The sequence below is a fragment of the Sphingomonas sp. QA11 genome, assembly GCF_028473665.1.
In the GTDB taxonomy this organism is placed as follows: domain Bacteria; phylum Pseudomonadota; class Alphaproteobacteria; order Sphingomonadales; family Sphingomonadaceae; genus Sphingomonas; species Sphingomonas phytovorans.
Genome location: NZ_CP098774.1, coordinates 1,981,548 through 1,997,206, shown reverse-complemented (window position 1 = coordinate 1,997,206; position 15,659 = coordinate 1,981,548). Strand labels below are relative to the sequence as shown.

General features: G+C 64.1%; 13 protein-coding genes. 5 read left to right on the top strand and 8 right to left on the bottom strand.

Features of this window, described 5'->3' with window-relative positions:
• The first annotated feature begins 14 nt into the window (after nucleotides 1-14).
• Nucleotides 15-766 (top strand): IS5 family transposase gene (locus NDN01_RS09140; RefSeq protein ID WP_443025240.1). Its coding sequence is split into 2 segments (ribosomal slippage): nucleotides 15-333 and nucleotides 333-766, totalling 753 coding nucleotides; the frame shifts between segments, so codons are not numbered across the junction.
• Nucleotides 767-998: 232 nt separating this feature from the next.
• Here NDN01_RS09140 and NDN01_RS09135 read toward each other — a convergent pair.
• The 4 genes from NDN01_RS09135 to NDN01_RS09120 all read right to left on the bottom strand — a co-directional run bounded on the left by NDN01_RS09135 (nucleotide 999) and on the right by NDN01_RS09120 (nucleotide 4,295).
• Nucleotides 999-1,739: a metallophosphoesterase family protein gene (locus tag NDN01_RS09135; protein WP_272627080.1), complete on the bottom strand. Its 741-nt coding sequence runs from the start codon at nucleotides 1,737-1,739 to the stop codon at nucleotides 999-1,001.
• A gap of 426 nt (nucleotides 1,740-2,165) precedes the next feature.
• Nucleotides 2,166-2,411 carry a fibronectin type III-like domain-contianing protein gene (locus NDN01_RS09130; protein ID WP_272627079.1) on the bottom strand — a complete coding sequence of 82 codons (246 nt, stop codon included), beginning with the start codon at nucleotides 2,409-2,411 and terminating at the stop codon, nucleotides 2,166-2,168.
• A 39-nt stretch (nucleotides 2,412-2,450) separates the two neighbouring features.
• A complete protein-coding gene (locus NDN01_RS09125) occupies nucleotides 2,451-3,056 on the bottom strand; it encodes a hypothetical protein (protein ID WP_272627077.1) in 606 nt (201 codons plus the stop codon).
• A gap of 39 nt (nucleotides 3,057-3,095) precedes the next feature.
• Nucleotides 3,096-4,295 (bottom strand): endo-1,4-beta-xylanase, encoded by a 1,200-nt coding sequence (locus NDN01_RS09120; RefSeq protein ID WP_272627076.1) that lies wholly within the window; start codon nucleotides 4,293-4,295, stop codon nucleotides 3,096-3,098.
• A 266-nt stretch (nucleotides 4,296-4,561) separates the two neighbouring features.
• Between NDN01_RS09120 and NDN01_RS09115 the strand changes: the two genes are divergently transcribed.
• Both NDN01_RS09115 and NDN01_RS09110 read left to right on the top strand, forming a co-directional pair.
• A complete protein-coding gene (locus NDN01_RS09115) occupies nucleotides 4,562-5,578 on the top strand; it encodes a LacI family DNA-binding transcriptional regulator (protein WP_443025217.1) in 1,017 nt (338 codons plus the stop codon).
• A 74-nt stretch (nucleotides 5,579-5,652) separates the two neighbouring features.
• Entirely contained in the window at nucleotides 5,653-6,690 is a 1,038-nt protein-coding gene (locus tag NDN01_RS09110) for a cupin-like domain-containing protein (RefSeq protein WP_272627073.1), read from the top strand.
• Between the two features lie 121 nt (nucleotides 6,691-6,811).
• Here the strand turns inward: NDN01_RS09110 and NDN01_RS09105 are convergent, their stop codons facing one another.
• Nucleotides 6,812-7,171 carry a hypothetical protein gene (locus NDN01_RS09105; RefSeq protein ID WP_272627071.1) on the bottom strand — a complete coding sequence of 120 codons (360 nt, stop codon included), beginning with the start codon at nucleotides 7,169-7,171 and terminating at the stop codon, nucleotides 6,812-6,814.
• On the opposite strand from NDN01_RS09105, the gene NDN01_RS09100 reads away from it, so the two are divergent.
• Nucleotides 7,158-7,499, top strand: a complete 342-nt coding sequence (locus NDN01_RS09100) for a LytR/AlgR family response regulator transcription factor (protein ID WP_272627069.1) — start codon at nucleotides 7,158-7,160, stop codon at nucleotides 7,497-7,499. The two genes, NDN01_RS09105 and NDN01_RS09100, sit on opposite strands and share 14 nt — an antisense overlap.
• A 23-nt stretch (nucleotides 7,500-7,522) precedes the next feature.
• On the opposite strand, the gene NDN01_RS09095 is transcribed toward NDN01_RS09100, so the two are convergent.
• Genes NDN01_RS09095 through NDN01_RS09085 form a run of 3 tightly spaced genes read right to left on the bottom strand, consistent with a single transcriptional unit; the run spans nucleotide 7,523 to nucleotide 12,107 of the window.
• The gene (locus tag NDN01_RS09095) at nucleotides 7,523-9,058 is read right to left on the bottom strand and encodes a tryptophan halogenase family protein (RefSeq protein ID WP_272627067.1); all 1,536 of its coding nucleotides are present in this window, start codon (nucleotides 9,056-9,058) and stop codon (nucleotides 7,523-7,525) included.
• Nucleotides 9,055-10,560, bottom strand: coding sequence for a tryptophan 7-halogenase (locus tag NDN01_RS09090; RefSeq protein ID WP_272627065.1), 1,506 nt, complete (start codon nucleotides 10,558-10,560; stop codon nucleotides 9,055-9,057). The genes NDN01_RS09095 and NDN01_RS09090 overlap by 4 nt, the downstream gene beginning before the upstream one ends.
• On the bottom strand, nucleotides 10,557-12,107 hold the full coding sequence (locus tag NDN01_RS09085) for a tryptophan halogenase family protein (RefSeq protein ID WP_272627063.1): 1,551 nt from the start codon (nucleotides 12,105-12,107) through the stop codon (nucleotides 10,557-10,559). The genes NDN01_RS09090 and NDN01_RS09085 overlap by 4 nt, the downstream gene beginning before the upstream one ends.
• 210 nt (nucleotides 12,108-12,317) lie before the next feature.
• On the opposite strand from NDN01_RS09085, the gene NDN01_RS09080 reads away from it, so the two are divergent.
• Complete coding sequence (locus tag NDN01_RS09080) at nucleotides 12,318-15,551, top strand: TonB-dependent receptor (protein ID WP_272627061.1); 3,234 nt, start codon at nucleotides 12,318-12,320, stop codon at nucleotides 15,549-15,551.
• Nucleotides 15,552-15,659 lie beyond the last annotated feature (108 nt).

Below are 15,659 nucleotides of genomic sequence, written 5' to 3'. Positions count from 1 at the left end.
AGCGGGCGATGGGGATCAAGCGGTACGAGTTGAACGAAGCGCAGTGGGCGAGGATAGCGCCCTTGCTGCCGGGCAAGGCGAGTGATCCTGGGCGGACGGGTTCTGATAACCGTTTGTTCGTGAACGGATGCTTGTGGGTGCTGCGCTCAGGGGCGCACTGGTGTGATCTGCCGGAACGCTATGGCCGGTGGAAGACGGTGCACCAACGGTTCAGCCGGTGGTGTCATGCCGGTGTCTGGGAGCGGGTGTTCGACACGCTCACGGCCGACCGGGACAACAGCTATCTGATGCTCGACAGTACCATCGTTCGCGCCCACCAGCAGGCAGCGACTGGAAAAGGGGGGCCAAGGACCAGGCGCTGGGGCGTTCCCGAGGTGGATTGACGACCAAGATCCATATGCTGGCCGACACATTAGGAAGACCGTTGCGCTTCCGGATCACGGCTGGTCAGGCGCACGATATCACCGCTGCTACCGATCTCCTGAAAGGACAGAAGGCCGACGCAGTCCTCGCCGATAAAGCCTATGACAGCAACGACTTGCGTGCGTTGATCGTCGGCATGAAGGCCGAGGCGGTGATCCCCTCCAAGCGGAACCGCAAGGTCTTCATCCCCCACGACGAAGCTGTCTACAGGCATCGCAACCAGATCGAACGATGCTTTGGCCGCATGAAGCATTTCAGGCGCTTCGCAACCCGCTACGATCGCCGAACCATCCACTTCACCGGCTTCGTCCATCTCGCCGCCGCCATGATCTGGCTACGATGAATGTCGATCCGGCCTAAATCCGCATTGCCGCATATGACCGTATGGCAGCTTGCAGAATCGCCCGCCGCGTGACCGAACGGCGTAAACTGGGGCGTTTTGCTGCCGGCGTTCCTACCGGTGAACGACTGGCTTTACGGATCCAGAATCGGCCAGGAACGACCGGTTCGTGTGACCTCTACCGGGCAGCTTCCGCTCGGCTCCACTGCATCCCGATCCTTGCCGTTCTATATAGTCACGCCCGCACCCGCCCCGTCCTCAACGCCCACGCCCAATCGGGGCGGCCGTGCGCCTCGGCATCCTGTGCCGTGGTTTCCCAATCATAATCGACCATAATCGACTCGGCCGACCATCGCCCTTCAGCCCGGGTGATCATGGCGTACCGCGCATGGGGCGATCCGCTCTCGACCGCATGGGGAAAGGGCCGGTCGTCGTCATAGGCCGGAAGCCCGACGCTCCCCGGGTTCACGATGAGGCGCCCGTCGGTGAGGCGGACACTGCGGGCCAGATGGGTGTGGCCGCACAGGATCACCGCGGCATCCGTGTCGCCTGCGCGCTGTTCCACCTCCGACAGGGTCGCCTCCCGCAACCCGTCTTCAGTGACGGTCTCGAGGAAATAGGTCAGGTCGCTATCGGGTGTTCCATGCACCAGCAGCACGTCGTCCGCGATACGGAGGCTGGTCGGCAGGCTGCCCAGCCATGCGAGTTGATCCGGCCGCAGCCGTTCCACCGTATAGAGATCGGACTGGCCCATTCGGTCCCGCGGCAGTGTCACCAGCTGCCGCTCGTGATTGCCCCGGATGGTGGGCAGCGCCAGCGGTATCAGCCGATCCGCCGTCTCGCTCGGAAACAGGCTGCCCGAACAGATATCGCCAAGGTTCACGATCAGGTCGGCATCGCGCATAGCGATATCGGCAAGCACGGCATCGAGCGCGGCGATATTGCCGTGAATGTCGGAGATGACGGCGATCCTCATCGCCTCCGGTTAATCAACTGACGTCCTCCGCGTAACCCCCGATGCCCGAAGGGCGCCGGTTGCCGGTTCGATCGCGCCGCCGGATGGGGCCGATTCAACCTGGAACGGCGCTGCCCTACCACCATTGGCGGATTTCCTCCGCCGGAGGCAGGAACAGTCCTCATCATGACCCTCGCGAAATTCAATACTTCCGAATTCTTGTCAGGGCGCGACCGGCCACGTCGCTGTCGCGACTGGCGCGGGCATGGGAAATTGCCACGGGACGGGCCGGTGTTTTTAACTAAGCCACTATTTGTTGGGCGCGATTCCACCCCCTTCGCGGATGGGTCGCGTAAATCCGCCTCGGGGAAAATCTATCTTGAAGATGATTTGAGGAATGATGGCGGATACTTGACCTATACTCGGTCATCCGCCTCGATTTGGAGATCACCGTACCGGCAACACGCCCTCGGGGAGCCGAATCCGTACCTTTTGCGCAATATCGCGCGAGGAGCCGCCAAGTATAACGTCGTAACGTCCCGCTACGATCCGCCACTGGTGCCCGGCCTCGTCCCAGGTCGCCGGCAGGCGCGGCTCGATCTGCATGGCCATCTGCTTCAAGGCATCCGGCGCCAGCGCGACCTTGGGCGTGGTGACGATCGGCGTGCCCGCGCTCGTCGACAATGCGACCATGACGGCCGCTCCACAGGCACGCTTCATCGTCTCATTTTCTCAGTTCTTGGGCAGTTTTGCTGGATCGTAGTTCTGGCCGAAGTCGAGCACGAACACGGGCCCGAGATCGATTACCTGCTTGTTCGCCGCGAGGTGCGCGGTGGCGCGCATGCTCCCGCCGGGAAGGTCCTTCGTCGCCTTGCCGGAGGCGTAATAGAGCTTCCAGTCCCTGCTGATCGTCACGCCATTGCCGAGGAGATTTTCATAGGGCGCCGCAACGCCGTTCGCGCCGATATACGGGATGGAGGCGGTCTCGCCGTCCTTCAGCTCGGGCGCGCGCAGATACATCGCGACCAGGATAGTGTCGCCGGCGGCGATCGGTTTCTGGATCGGGGAACTGGAGCCGACATCCCAGGCATTGGTGCCCTTGGCCGACACCGTCACGCGGATCACCTGGCCGCCGGGTACGCCGGTGTCGTTCAGCGCCTTGGCCTTCTGGTTCGGGCCATAGACCTGCCAGTTGGTGCCGGGCTGGTTGACTGCCTTCTTCATGATGTCGTCGGAAGAGGCGCTCTTCGCCGCCGGAGCTCCCGCCTGTTGTGCTGGGGCGGGCATCGCCAAAATGGTCGCGCCGGCCGCCAGAAAGATCGTCAATCTGTGTCGCATGTCCTCCGCTCCTCCAAAGGCCGCCTTACGCGGCTCGTGTCACGGTCGTGTCGGTGCCGCCGCGAGTGCCTCGGCGAAGGCGGCGCGCATCGGTTTCGGCTTGAAATCGCCGTCATAGGGGCAGGGGCGGCGCTTCGCCCCGTCGTTGCGCGGTTCGAACCCCTCGATCCAGCTATACCGGTCGCACATGCCCCAGACGAGAACATCGGACAGTTGCGGATAGGCGAACATCACGTCGAGATAGGCGCGGCTATACTCGGCCACCGCCCGGTCCCGCGCGGCGATGTCGGCGGGCAGGTTGTTGTCGCGCACGTCGAATTCGGTGATCAGCAGCTTGTAGCCCATCGCGACGACCTGATCGAGGAAGCGGCGCCATTCCGCCTGTTGCGCGGAGACGCTTGTGCCGGTGTCAGTCCCTTGCGTGATAAGATGCGATTGCACGCCGAGCGCGTCGACCGGCGTGCCGCGCGTCCTGAACCCCTCCAGCAGGCGAAGCACCCCGGCCCGGTGGTTCGCGTTGCCCGGCTCCCAGCTCATATAGTCGTTATAGACGAGCTGAGCGTGCGGCGCGGCGGCGCGGGCCGTATGGAAGGCGAGGTCGAGCGTGGCGGTCGCGCCGCCCAGTGCCCGCGACAGCGCCGTTTCGTAGAGGCTGGCGTCGGCCGGATTCACCGCTTCGTTGACCACGTCGTAGCTGCCGATCTTCGTGCCGTAGCGGGTGCAGACGGTGCGGATATGCTCGGTCAGGATCCGGTCGGCCTCGATCGCGGGATTGGGGCCGTAATCGTGGCTTTCCGCCCAGGCCGGCATCCATTTTGGCTGGTGCCAGAGAAGATTGTGACCGCGCATCGCCAGCCCCTTGCTCTCGGCATAGGCCATCATCGCGTCGAAGCGGCTGAAATCGAACGCTGTCGCGCCTGGACGGATGAATTGCCATTTCAGCTCGTTCTCCGGAACGAGGATGCCGCAGTCGCTTTCGAGCAGTGCCGCATAGGACGGGTTGGCGAAGGATCCGCGATCGGCGCCGGGCGTGCTCCAGGCATAGGCCGAACCGAACCGCATGCCCCTGGCGCGGGCGTCGGCATTCAGCGATGCCGGAGGCGTTGCCGGGCTCGGCGATGGCGCGGGTGTCGGCCCGGCGGATGCATCGGTGGCGGAAGAGGGGCCGCTGCCGCCGCAGGCGGTGAGCACCATTCCGGCGGCCATCATCAGGCCCTCGCGGCGCGAAATGCGAGTCATCGTCCCCTCCATTCCTGCTTGAGACTCTTTGGTCCTGATAGCGGTATCATGATCGCCGTTTGGCTGACCTTGTCAATAGGGCCGGGAAGTGTCTGCGGGCGCTCGGTTGCGGAGCGTCTTCCTACCCGCAAGTCCGGTGGCCATGCGGACATGGTGCGAAATTGAAATAATAAGCTATTAGCGACCCGGAGGAGACCGACGGTACCGTGAACGAGAAGAACTCCCGCCGTCGCAGAACGGCACCCACGATCAGAGACGTTGCCCGCATGGCCTCGGTTTCTTCGATGACCGTATCGCGCGTCATCAATGGCGAAGCCAATGTCCGCCCGACGACCCGCGACGCGGTCAACGCGGCGATCGCCGCGCTCAGCTATTCCCCCAATCCGGCCGCGCGCAGCCTGGCCGGGGCGGCGCCGGTGCGGATCGGGCTGCTCTACAGCAACCCCAGCGCTGCCTATCTCAGCGAGTTCCTGGTCGGCAGCCTCGACCAGGCGAGCCGAAGCGACGTGCAGGTGGTCATCGAGAAATGCGAACTGGGCGACCACGAGATCGAGGTCGCCAGGCATCTGATCGACAGCGGGATCGACGGGCTTATCCTGCCGTCGCCCCTGTGCGATTCCCTCAAGCTGATCAAGACCATCGCCGGGGAGGGCATACCGGCTGTCCTGGTCGGCAGTGGTCGCCCGGCCGGAGACCTGAACGCGGTCAGCATCGACGAATATTCGGCGGCGCATGCGATGACCGGCCACATTCTCTCGCTTGGTCATCACCGCATCGGCTTCGTCATCGGCAATCCGGAGCAGACCGCCAGCGACGAGCGCCTGCGCGGCTATCGCGATGCGCTGGTAAAGGCGGGCATCCCTGTTGACGACGCGCTGATCGTGCAGGGCCTGTTTACCTACCGGTCAGGGCTTGATGCGGCGGAGAAGCTGCTCGACGTGCCGAACCCGCCGACGGCGATCTTTGCCAGCAATGACGACATGGCGGCGGCCTGCGTCGCGGTGGCGCACCGTCGCGGCCTTGACGTGCCGGGCGACCTGACCGTGTGCGGCTTCGACGATACCACGCTTGCCACCGCGATCTGGCCCGAGCTGACGACGATCCATCAGCCGATCGCCGATATGTCGCGCGCGGCCGTGGAGATGCTCGTCTCGACGATTCGCCGCCCGCGGGCGAACGACGACAGGCAGCAGCACATCGTGCTGGATTTCACGCTGGTCCGGCGCCAGTCGGATGCCGCGCCGCGCCGCCGCCCGCCCTCCAGGTCGGCCCATACCGCCTGAGGGTCCGGTAACGGTAACAGGGGGTGCCGTTTGCGCGGTGGCGCGCAGCATCGGTTGGAGCTAGCAAGGCTGACATGTCCGTCGATGTCAAAGCCGCCACCGAGACCCGCGTCGCAGAACGCGCGGCTGTCGATGCCGAAACCTTCGCTCGCGAGATCGCGCCAAGCTATGCCCCGGTCGTGCTGCGCGGCCAGGTGGCGCATTGGCCGGCGGTCGAGGCGGGCAGGAGCGGAGAACGGGCGCTGGCGGACTATGTCGCGGCCTTCGCGGGCGGCAAGCCGCTGGAAGTGCTGGTCGGACAGCCGGAGATCAGGGGCCGCTTCTTCTACCGCGACGACATGGCTGGCTTCAACTTCGTCCGCCAGCAGGTGCCGCTCGGGGCGCTGATGGGGCAGTTGCTGCGCCTCGCCGAGGAGGGGGTGGCCAATCCGCCTGCAATCTATGCCAATGCCGCCGCGGCGCCTGACCATCTGCCCGGCTGGGACGAGGCGAATCCGCTCGACCTGCCCGCGACGGGGGCGACGCCGCGTGTATGGATCGGCAACGCGACGCGGGTTGCGACGCATTACGACGCGTCGCCCAATCTTGCGGCGGTCGTGGCAGGTCGGCGGCGCTTCACCCTGTTCCCGCCGGAGCAGGTCGCGAACCTCTATGTCGGGCCGCTCGACCGTACGCTCGCGGGCCCCCCTGCCAGCATGGTCGACCCCGACGAACCCGACCTGGAGCGCTATCCCCGTTTCGCCGAAGCGCTGCGGCATGCCCAGGTCGCCGAGCTTGGGCCGGGCGACATGCTCTTCATCCCAGCGATCTGGTGGCATCATGTCCGTGCGTTCGACCGGCTGAACGTGCTGGTCAATTACTGGTGGACCTATGACACGTCAGCGACCCCCTTCGTGGCGATGATCCATGCGTTGATGAGCGTGCGCGACCTCCCGTCGGCGGAGAAGAAGGCATGGCGGGCCTGGTTCGACCATCTCGTCTTCGACGAGGAAGCGGTCCATGCCGGCGATCACCTGCCCGAAGCCGTTCGCGGGGTGCTGGGCGGGCCGAGCAAGGAAAGGAGCGAACGGATTCGTGCCTATCTCCTTGGGATGCTCTCCTCGCGCGGCTAGGCGGCTTGCGCATCCCTTCGATGCCACGCAAATACGACCCCGCCTCGCTAGACAGGTAACCGCAACAGGGCTTCGGCGAATTCGTCCATCGTCCGTTGCGATATCGCCGTGTTGTTGAGGATCACAACTGAACCCTGTCCATCGAGTCGGTGCCCGAGAACGTACCGATACCCGGCGATATTGCCGGTTTCCCACGCGGCGACGACAGTTTGCCGACGATCGGCACCTTGCGGATGAGGCCGCCGAGTGCGCAGGAATCGCTAGCGATTTCCAGCTTGGTCAGCGCCGACCGGGACGCAGGCGAGAGGAAGCCTGTATTACAGACTCTGTGGGCGAATTGGAGCAGGTCGTGCGCCGTGCTAAAATAGCCGCCGACTGCCGCCCGGTAGGCGGGGCAACCGTCGATCCATCCGACGGTAGGCGAAACACTGCGATAGGATCTGGTAGCGCGGGGCGACTGATCCAGCGTGGTTGCCGTCATTCCCAATGGCAGCTCGCAGCACCGCGTGGCGCTCCGCGATATCCTTCATGTGCAGGCGGACGACGATTGCGGCGTCATCCATCTTGTCGATGGGCGGGAGTTGCTGGCGACGATCAATCTCGCGGCGATCCTGCGCCTGGCGCCGGGCAGTTTCCTCCGTGTCCATCGCAGCCACGCAGTCAACCAGGAGAAGATCGCGGTGCTCCACCGGGCCGGAAAAACCGGCCGGACCATCGAACTTGTTGGCGGCACACGTCTACCGCTCGGACGTACCTACTGGAAGGGCATTGTCGCTCTGTTAGGGACGAACGAGGTGTCCACGGGGTAACCTTGGCTTGCCTAAGGCCGTTGTCACGCGGTCTTTCGTGCAACAGGTGTCCCCGACGCTGGACAGTTGCGGGCAATCCAGTCCTCATGGCGTGGCATCGCCTCGGCGGCGCGGCGGAATACCTCGCGAATCCGGTCGAGCCGCTGGCGCACCAGCGCCGGGGCGACCGCGTCGGCCAGCGGGTCCCAGCCGGCGGGCATGACGTTCTGGCCGAGCAGGACCGCAATCCAGCTCGAATCCGCGAACAATTCGTCGTCGTACCGGAAGAGGCGCCCGCGATTGCGGAACAGATCGAGTTTTCGCGCAAGCGTCTCGGGGACTGCCATGTCGCGCACGCGGTGCCACAGGTCGCCCTCGGTTCGTTCGTTGGCGTGGTAGTGCAGGATCACGAAGTCGCGGATCTGCTCCATCTGGACTTGGGTCTGGCGATTATATTCGTCGCGCTCGACGGGCGAGAAGCTGCGGTCGGGGAACAGCGCCATCAGCTTCGACACGCCAGTCTGGATCATGTGGATGCTGGTCGATTCCAGCGGCTCGACAAAGCCGGAGGCAAGGCCGAGCGCGACCACGTTGCGATTCCATGCCAGCTTGCGCCGGCCGGCCTCGAACCGGATCAGCATCGGATCGCGCAGAGGCTCGCCGTCAAGGTTGGCGAGCAAAGTGGCGGCTGCCTCGTCGTCGCTGATATCAGTGCTGCAATAGACATAACCGTTGCCGACGCGGTGCTGAAGCGGGATGCGCCATTGCCAGCCGGCGCGGCGCGCGGTCGATTGAGTGAAAGGCGTGATCGCGCGGCCCGGGCTCGCCGAAGGCACCGCGACCGCCCGGTCGCACTGCAGCCACTGCTTCCAGGATTCGAACCCGGTCTGCAGTATGCCTTCGATCAGCAACCCGCGAAAACCGGTGCAGTCGACGAACAATTCGCCCTCGATTCGGCGGTCGCCTTCAAGGCGGATTGCATCGACATGCCCGTCGATGCTCCGCAGCATGACGTCCTCGACCTTGCCCTCGATCCGTACCACGCCTCGCGCTTCGGCATAGGCGCGCAGATAAAGGGCATAGAGCGATGCGTCGAAATGATAGGCATAGGTCAGCCGCGAGAGCACCGAGGCCGGATCGGCGACAGGTTGGGTGAAGCGGCCGAGCTTCTGCGCGGTGGCGCAGAGATTATAATCCTCGATCCAGCTCGCCTGGCCCGCCGTGTAGAGCTTGCGCCAGAAATGATGGAACTTCACACCCTCGATATCGAAGCCGAATTCGCCAAAGGGGTGCGTGTAGCGATGCCCTTCGCGCGTCCAGTCGACGAAGTCGATGCCGAGCTTGATCGAGCCCTGAGTCTTCGCGAGGAAGTCATTCTCGTCGATCCCGAGCAGTCCGTTGAAGTTGCGGATCGGCGGGATCGTCGCCTCGCCGACCCCGACCGTGGCGATTGCGTCGGATTCGACCAGCGTCACCGATACCTCGGTGCGGATGAGGCGGGAGAGAGCCGCCGCCGCCATCCAGCCGGCAGTGCCACCGCCGACGATGACGACACTGCGGACCGGCACCGGCGCGCTCATGCGGCGGCACCGCGCGGGGGCGCCGCATGGGCGCGCCTGAGATACTCGGCATGCGATGGCATGGTCTTCACGCCGGCGATGATCGCCTCGCGCAGCCGGGCGAGATGCTGCTCGATCCGTTCGATCGGCACGGTGCCGGCCAGTGCGTCGTGGCGACGCGGCCGTACTCCCTGCGCGTCGAGCAACGCTATCCAGTCGGCTTCCTCGAACACCTCGTCATCGTACATCGGCATGCGCCCTCCGCCCGCGAACAAGGCGAGCTTGTAGGCCAGGCGATCGGGAGGAGCGACGGACCTGATCGCATCCCAGAAGGGTTCGCCGACGCGTCCATTCGTGACATATTGGGCGATCAGGAAGTCGCGGGCGCTTTCCATCTCGTTGATGGTCATCCGGTTATGTTCGGTCGCTTCTACCGATGCCTCGGCGGCATCGGGAAAAAGGGCGACGAGCCGGGCGAGCGCACTCTGGACGAGATGGAGCCCGATCGGGTGCAATGGCTCAAGCACGCATGCGGCGCCGCCGATCGCGACACAGTTGCGGTGCCAGGGCGTGATACGCCGACCATTTTCGAAGGCGATTCGGCGGACCGGTTCATTGCTCCCGGCGCAGGACGGGGCATTGCCGAATGCGCTGCTCCAGCATTGCAACCGGCCGGCCTCTCCAACCAAAGGGGTGTCGTTCTGCCAGCCGGCGGACTGCGCCTCGACATGACCGAATGGCGGCGGATCGGACTGATCGAAGATGCGCCTGGCGGTGGCGTGGTCGCAAGGCAACCATTGTCGCCAGCTCTGGAAACCCACTCCCAGCGCCTCGCCGCACAGGCGTGCATCGGTGCCGGTGGCATCGACGAACAGCAGGGCCGGAAGGGAATCGCCATTGTCGAGTTCCAGCGCGGCGATCCCGCCCGAGGCGTCCGTGATGGCGTGGCGGAAAAGGGCGGTCGCAACGTGGGCGCCATGCGCCTCGGCGGTCGCCCGCATCGCTCCGAGATAGGCCGGCGTGTCGAGATGCAGGCCATAGGCATAGTACGAGAGCACGCTATGCCCGTCGGTGGAAGGACGGGCGAAGCGGCTTGCCTGGGCGGCGATGGCGGCGATCGAATAGTCAGCGGCCCTGACCGCGCGGTCTTCCCGGCGCAGGCGCGTCAGCAACTGATGGAAGGCAACCGGTCCGAGCGGGGCGCCGACCGCGCCGAACGGCAGGAAATGGGCAGTTTCGCTTGCGGCCCAGCCGGAGAAGGCGACGCCCAGCGCAAAGCTGCCCCGCGTCGCGCGTAGCAGCAAGTTCTCGTCGATGCCGATGGATTCATGAAAGGGCGCGATCGATGGCAGTGCCGTCAGTGTCGTGCCGAAATCGCCCAGGCCGTCGCCATCGCGGTCGGTCCGGACCACCATGATCCGGTAGCGATGGCGCGGTAGCCGCCGGGCGAGCGCCGCGGCCGCCATCCAGCCGGCGACAGTGCCGCCGAGGATCGCGACGGTGCGTATGTCGTTCCCGCTCATGCGCGCACCGCTCCGGCGGGACCGCATAGATCGTGGAGATAGTCTGCGTGATCGGGCATCGCCTCGGCTGCCGCATGGAAGGCGCTGGCCATCGCTTCAGCGCGGGACGCGACCTCGTCGATCGGCAGCGCTTCGACCAGCGGGTTGATCCGTCCAGGTTCGACCCGCTGGCCGTAATAGACCGCGAGCCAGCTTGGTTCGAGGAACATGCCCTCGCGATATTTGACCACGACACCGCGTTCGCGGAACGCCGCCATCTTGTAGACGAGTGACTCAGGCAGGCTCATCGTGCGGCAATGGTTCCAGAACGCGGTGTCGGTCCGCTCGGTCGCGCAATAGTGCAGGATCAGGAAGTCGCGGACGCGTTCATACTCAACCGCCATCGACCGGTTGAACTCGGCGGCGTCGAGCGGATCCCAGCCGTCCAGCGGCAGCAGGTCGATCAGCTTGGTGATAGCGAGCTGGATCAGGTGGATGCTGGTGGATTCGAGCGGCTCGAGGAAGCCCGAGGCAAGGCCGATCGCGACGACGTTGCCGAGCCACTGGCTCCTGCGCTTGCCCGTGGCGAACCGCAGCAACCTTGGTTCGGCGAGTGCCTCGCCCTCGAGATTGGACATGAGGATATCGCGCGCCGAATCGATATCCGTGAAGGCGGTACTGAAGACATGGCCGTTGCCGACGCGGTGCTGGAGCGGGATGCGCCATTGCCAGCCGGCATCGCGGGCCGTTGCACTTGTATAGGGGGTCAGGGGGCCGCCATGCGCGCTGGGTACAGCGAGCGCTGCGTCGCAAGGCAGCCAGTGGGACCAGCTTTCATAGCCAGCCTTGAGCGCGCCTTCGATCAGCAGCCCGCGAAAGCCGGAGCAGTCGACGAACAGATCCCCGGTGACCTCTTCGCCGCTTTCGAGCGTGACCGAGTGGACGAAGCCTGTTTCGCCGTTCTGGCCGACTGGCCCTATCTTGCCTTCGACCCGCCGGACGCCGCGTTGCTCGGCATAGCTGCGAAGATAGGCGGCGTAGAGGCCGGCATCGAATTGATAAGCATAGGAGAAGGTGGATTCGATCGCCGACGGGTCGGGGGAGGGTGGGGCGAACCTGTTGGCGCGCGCTGCCAGGATCGGCAGGGAAAATGCCTCCAGTGCGGGCACGATACGGCCCGCGCGGACCAGGCGGAGCCAATGCTGGTGGAAAGGAAGACCGGCGACGTCCCGGCCGAAATCGCCGAACGGATGGATATAGCTGTCGCCGATCCGTGCCCAGTCGCGGAATTCGATGCCGAGCTTGAAGGTCGCGTTGGTGCGCCGCATGAAATCGGCCTCATCGATGCCGAGCCGCTGATTGAAAAAGCGGATGTGCGGCACGGTGGCCTCGCCGACGCCGACCGTTCCGATCTCTTCCGACTCGACCAGCACAATCTCGATCGGGAGCGTTGAAAGCGCCCAGCCCAGCGACGCCGCGGTCATCCAGCCAGCGGTTCCGCCACCGACGACGACGATACGACGAAGTCGCCCGTCTGCGGCGGCTCTTGCCGTCTCCAGCTTTGTCATCACCCCTCCTGCGCGCCCGCTGCCGACAATTCAGCAAATGTGTGGTTCCGATCACATTGTCGTCCACCACAAATGTCCCACGTGGGACTTTTTGCCGGCCACCTCTTGCATTTTGTTTTTGTTGCTGCATCATGGCCGCAGCTACAAAGATAGCCAAGAACAAATCGCACCAAAAATTGGTAGCGGTATCATAGGGTAGGGGGTGACCTGATGAGTGATAACTCGCACAACGGTGGAGTCGCGACTCGCGGCAGAATCGGCCTTTCATTGAAAGGGGGCGTCTCGACGCTTGCCCTTTGCGTCGTCTCGATGGCGTCGCCAGTCTGGGCAGAGATTGCCCCGAAAGCCGCGGAGGCGGCTCAGTCGGCATCAGGCCAGGCAATGTCGGACGCGGTGACTCAGGATGAGGCGGACATCGTCGTCACCGGCATCCGCCAGAGCCTCAAGACCGCGCAGGCACTGAAGCAGAATGCCGAGATCGTCAGCGACTCCATCTCGTCGGAAGATATCGGCGCGCTGCCGGACCGGTCCGTTACCGAGGCGCTGCAGCGTGTGCCGGGCGTGGCGATCAGCCGCTTCGCCGCTGGCGTAGACCCGGATCACTTCTCGGTCGAGGGCTCCGGCGTCGTCGTGCGCGGGCTGACCTATACCCGGTCGGAGCTTAACGGGCGCGACACCTTCACCGCCAATAACGGCCGCGGCCTTAGCTTCGCCGACGTTCCGTCAGAACTTCTGGCAGGCGTCGATGTCTTCAAGAGCCCCAGCGCCGACATGGTCGAGGGCGGCATCGCCGGTACCGTCAACCTTCGTACGCGCGTTCCCTTCGATTCAAAGGGGCTGGTCGTCGCCGGTGCCGTCGAGGTGAATTACGGCGATCTTATCCACAAATCCGCGCCGACGGTCTCGCTGCTGGCGAGCAATCGCTGGAACACCGGCATTGGCGAGGTCGGTCTGCTGGCCAGCTTCGTGCGGTCGCAGCTTGTGTCCCGTTCCGACGGCTTGCAGATTTCCAACTATGGCCAGCGGACCCTGGCTTCCGACGGCACCTATTACGCGCCTAACGCCATCGATCCCGCCACGAACAAGCCTTATACGGGCCGTACCGTCTTCGTCCCACGCGGCGCCGCGATGCGCAGCACGGAAACCGAGCGTACGCGCTACGGTTACTCCGCGGCGGCGCAGTGGCGCAGCAATGATGAATCCATGTCTGCCACCTTTCAGTTCCTCCGGTCGGATTCGCGGGAGAAATGGACTGAGCACGCGATCGAGATCGCCACGGACAATGTGACGAGCAACGGGGACGCTCAGCCATTTCCCGGCACCAGCTTTTCCTTCGATGACCAGGGCGTCTTCACCAGCGGCACCATCACCGCGCCGAACGGCTATCGCGCCGACCAGGGGGGTGATCTTCGCACGCCGATCAACGGGTTGCAGAGCAACAATATCGTACGCGCGGTGGACCAGCGGTATCTGACCGACGATTATGGCGCGAATTTCAAGTGGAAGGTCACTGACCGGCTTGGCGTGAGCCTGGATTACCAGCACACCAAATCCCGCGTCACCAACACCGATTTCGGTATCTGGGCTTCAACGTTCCAGAATGTCGATATCAGGATGAATGGCGATAAGCCGGCCTATGTGAATTTCCTGCCGCTTGCCAATGCGGGGGCGACCAATTACATGAATGCCCAGCACCCGAGCTATGTCGACCCGTATAACAGCTTCTACCGGTCGGCGATGGACCATATCGAGGATAGCGACGGCAATGAGGATGCCGCGCGGATCGACCTGGACTATTCCTTCCCCGAGGATAGCTGGCTGAGCTCGATCCGGGCCGGTTATCGGTTTGCCGATCGTGAGAACAATGCACGTTTCTCGAGCTATAACTGGGGTGTGCTCAGCGAGATCTGGGGCGGTGGCGGTCCGGTCTGGATGGACGATCCCGTCAACGGCAACCCGGCGACGCCGGGCGGTTCGCCGGGACCGAGCGAAGCCTATTCCTTTCCCAATTTCTTCCGCGGCAGCGTCAACCTGCCGAGTGGTCCCGGGCGGTTGTTTGTCCCCCAGGACCTGATCCGGAATTACCAGGCGGCGGGCAACGCGGCGCTTGCGATCGGCGACGAGTGGCGTCCCAGGCTGGCGAACACGCCCCCCTGTCCGCAGAACTGGGTGCCGCTGGCGCAACGCTGCGACACCGTGGCCGGCACGCCCTTCCTGCCCGGCGAGATCAACCCCGTGCATGAGCGAAACAATGCGCTTTACGGGTTGATCCGGTTCGGCAACCCGATCGGCGACGGTGGGATGAAGCTGAGCGGAAATGTCGGCCTGCGCTATACGGCCACGACACGCGAGGCGCAGGGGAATTTCTCGTTCCCGAGACGAACCTTCACCTGCGATCCACCTCAGAACGAGCAGCCGCAGACGAAGTTTTGCGCGCTCGGCCCGGCCGTCGTGGCCAACGCCAATGCGTTCCAGAACGGTGCATTGACCCCAGTGTCGACGTCACTGAAATATCACTATTTCCTCCCCAGCCTGAACCTCAAGCTTGAAGCGGGCGGTGGGCTTCAGTTCCGCGCCGCGTTCAACCAGGGCATCGCGCCACCGGATTTCGGCCTGACGCGCGCCTTCTATAATGTCGTGCTCGATACGCTCGACACGACCATCACCAACAACGGGGCGCCGGTCGCCCTGTTCAACGTGGGCAATCCATATCTCAAGCCAATCCGGTCCAATAACTACGACCTGACGGCTGAATGGTATTTCTCGAGCGTGGGACAGCTCACCGTCTCCCTGTTCAAGAAGGATCTGTACGGTGTGATCGCCAACGGCACCGATCGCCTGAAATTCACGAACAACGGCGCGACCTTCGATGCGATCGTCACCACGCCGTTCAACTCGCCGGAGACGGGTCGGGTGAAGGGCCTGGAGGTCGGTTACCAGCAAACCTTCACCTTCCTGCCAGGGTTCCTGCGTGGCCTCGGGTTCAGCGGCAATTTCACCTATGTGGAATCCAAGGGGGTTAGCCAGAGCACGCTCTCCGCCACTGATCCCGACGTCGCGGCGGGCCGCATCGCCAATGTCGATACCAGCAAGCTGCCGCTTCAGGGCTTGTCGAAATACACCGTGAACATCGCGCCCTTCTATCAGGCGGGCGGGCTTGAGCTTCGGGCAGCCTATTCGTGGCGTTCACGGTATCTGCTGACCGTGCGCGACGTGATCGTGCCTTTCGCGCCGGTGTTCAACGAGGCGACCGGCCAGCTCGACGCTTCGGCGTTCTACAGCGTCACGCCTAACATCAAGATGGGCTTCCAGGGCGTGAACCTGCTTAATTCGACGCTGCGGACGACACAGGTGATCAACAACGATCTCCTGCGCCGCCCAAGATCCTGGTTCATGAACGATCGACGGATCGTCTTCTCGATACGCGCCAAGTTCGGCAGCTAGGCGCGCGCGCCTTCGGCGATGCTCGGGGCTTCAATCCAACGGGATTGAAGCCCCTTTTCTTGATTGATCGTGCAAAGAAGCATTCGATGCGCTGGCTGAATGGTATAG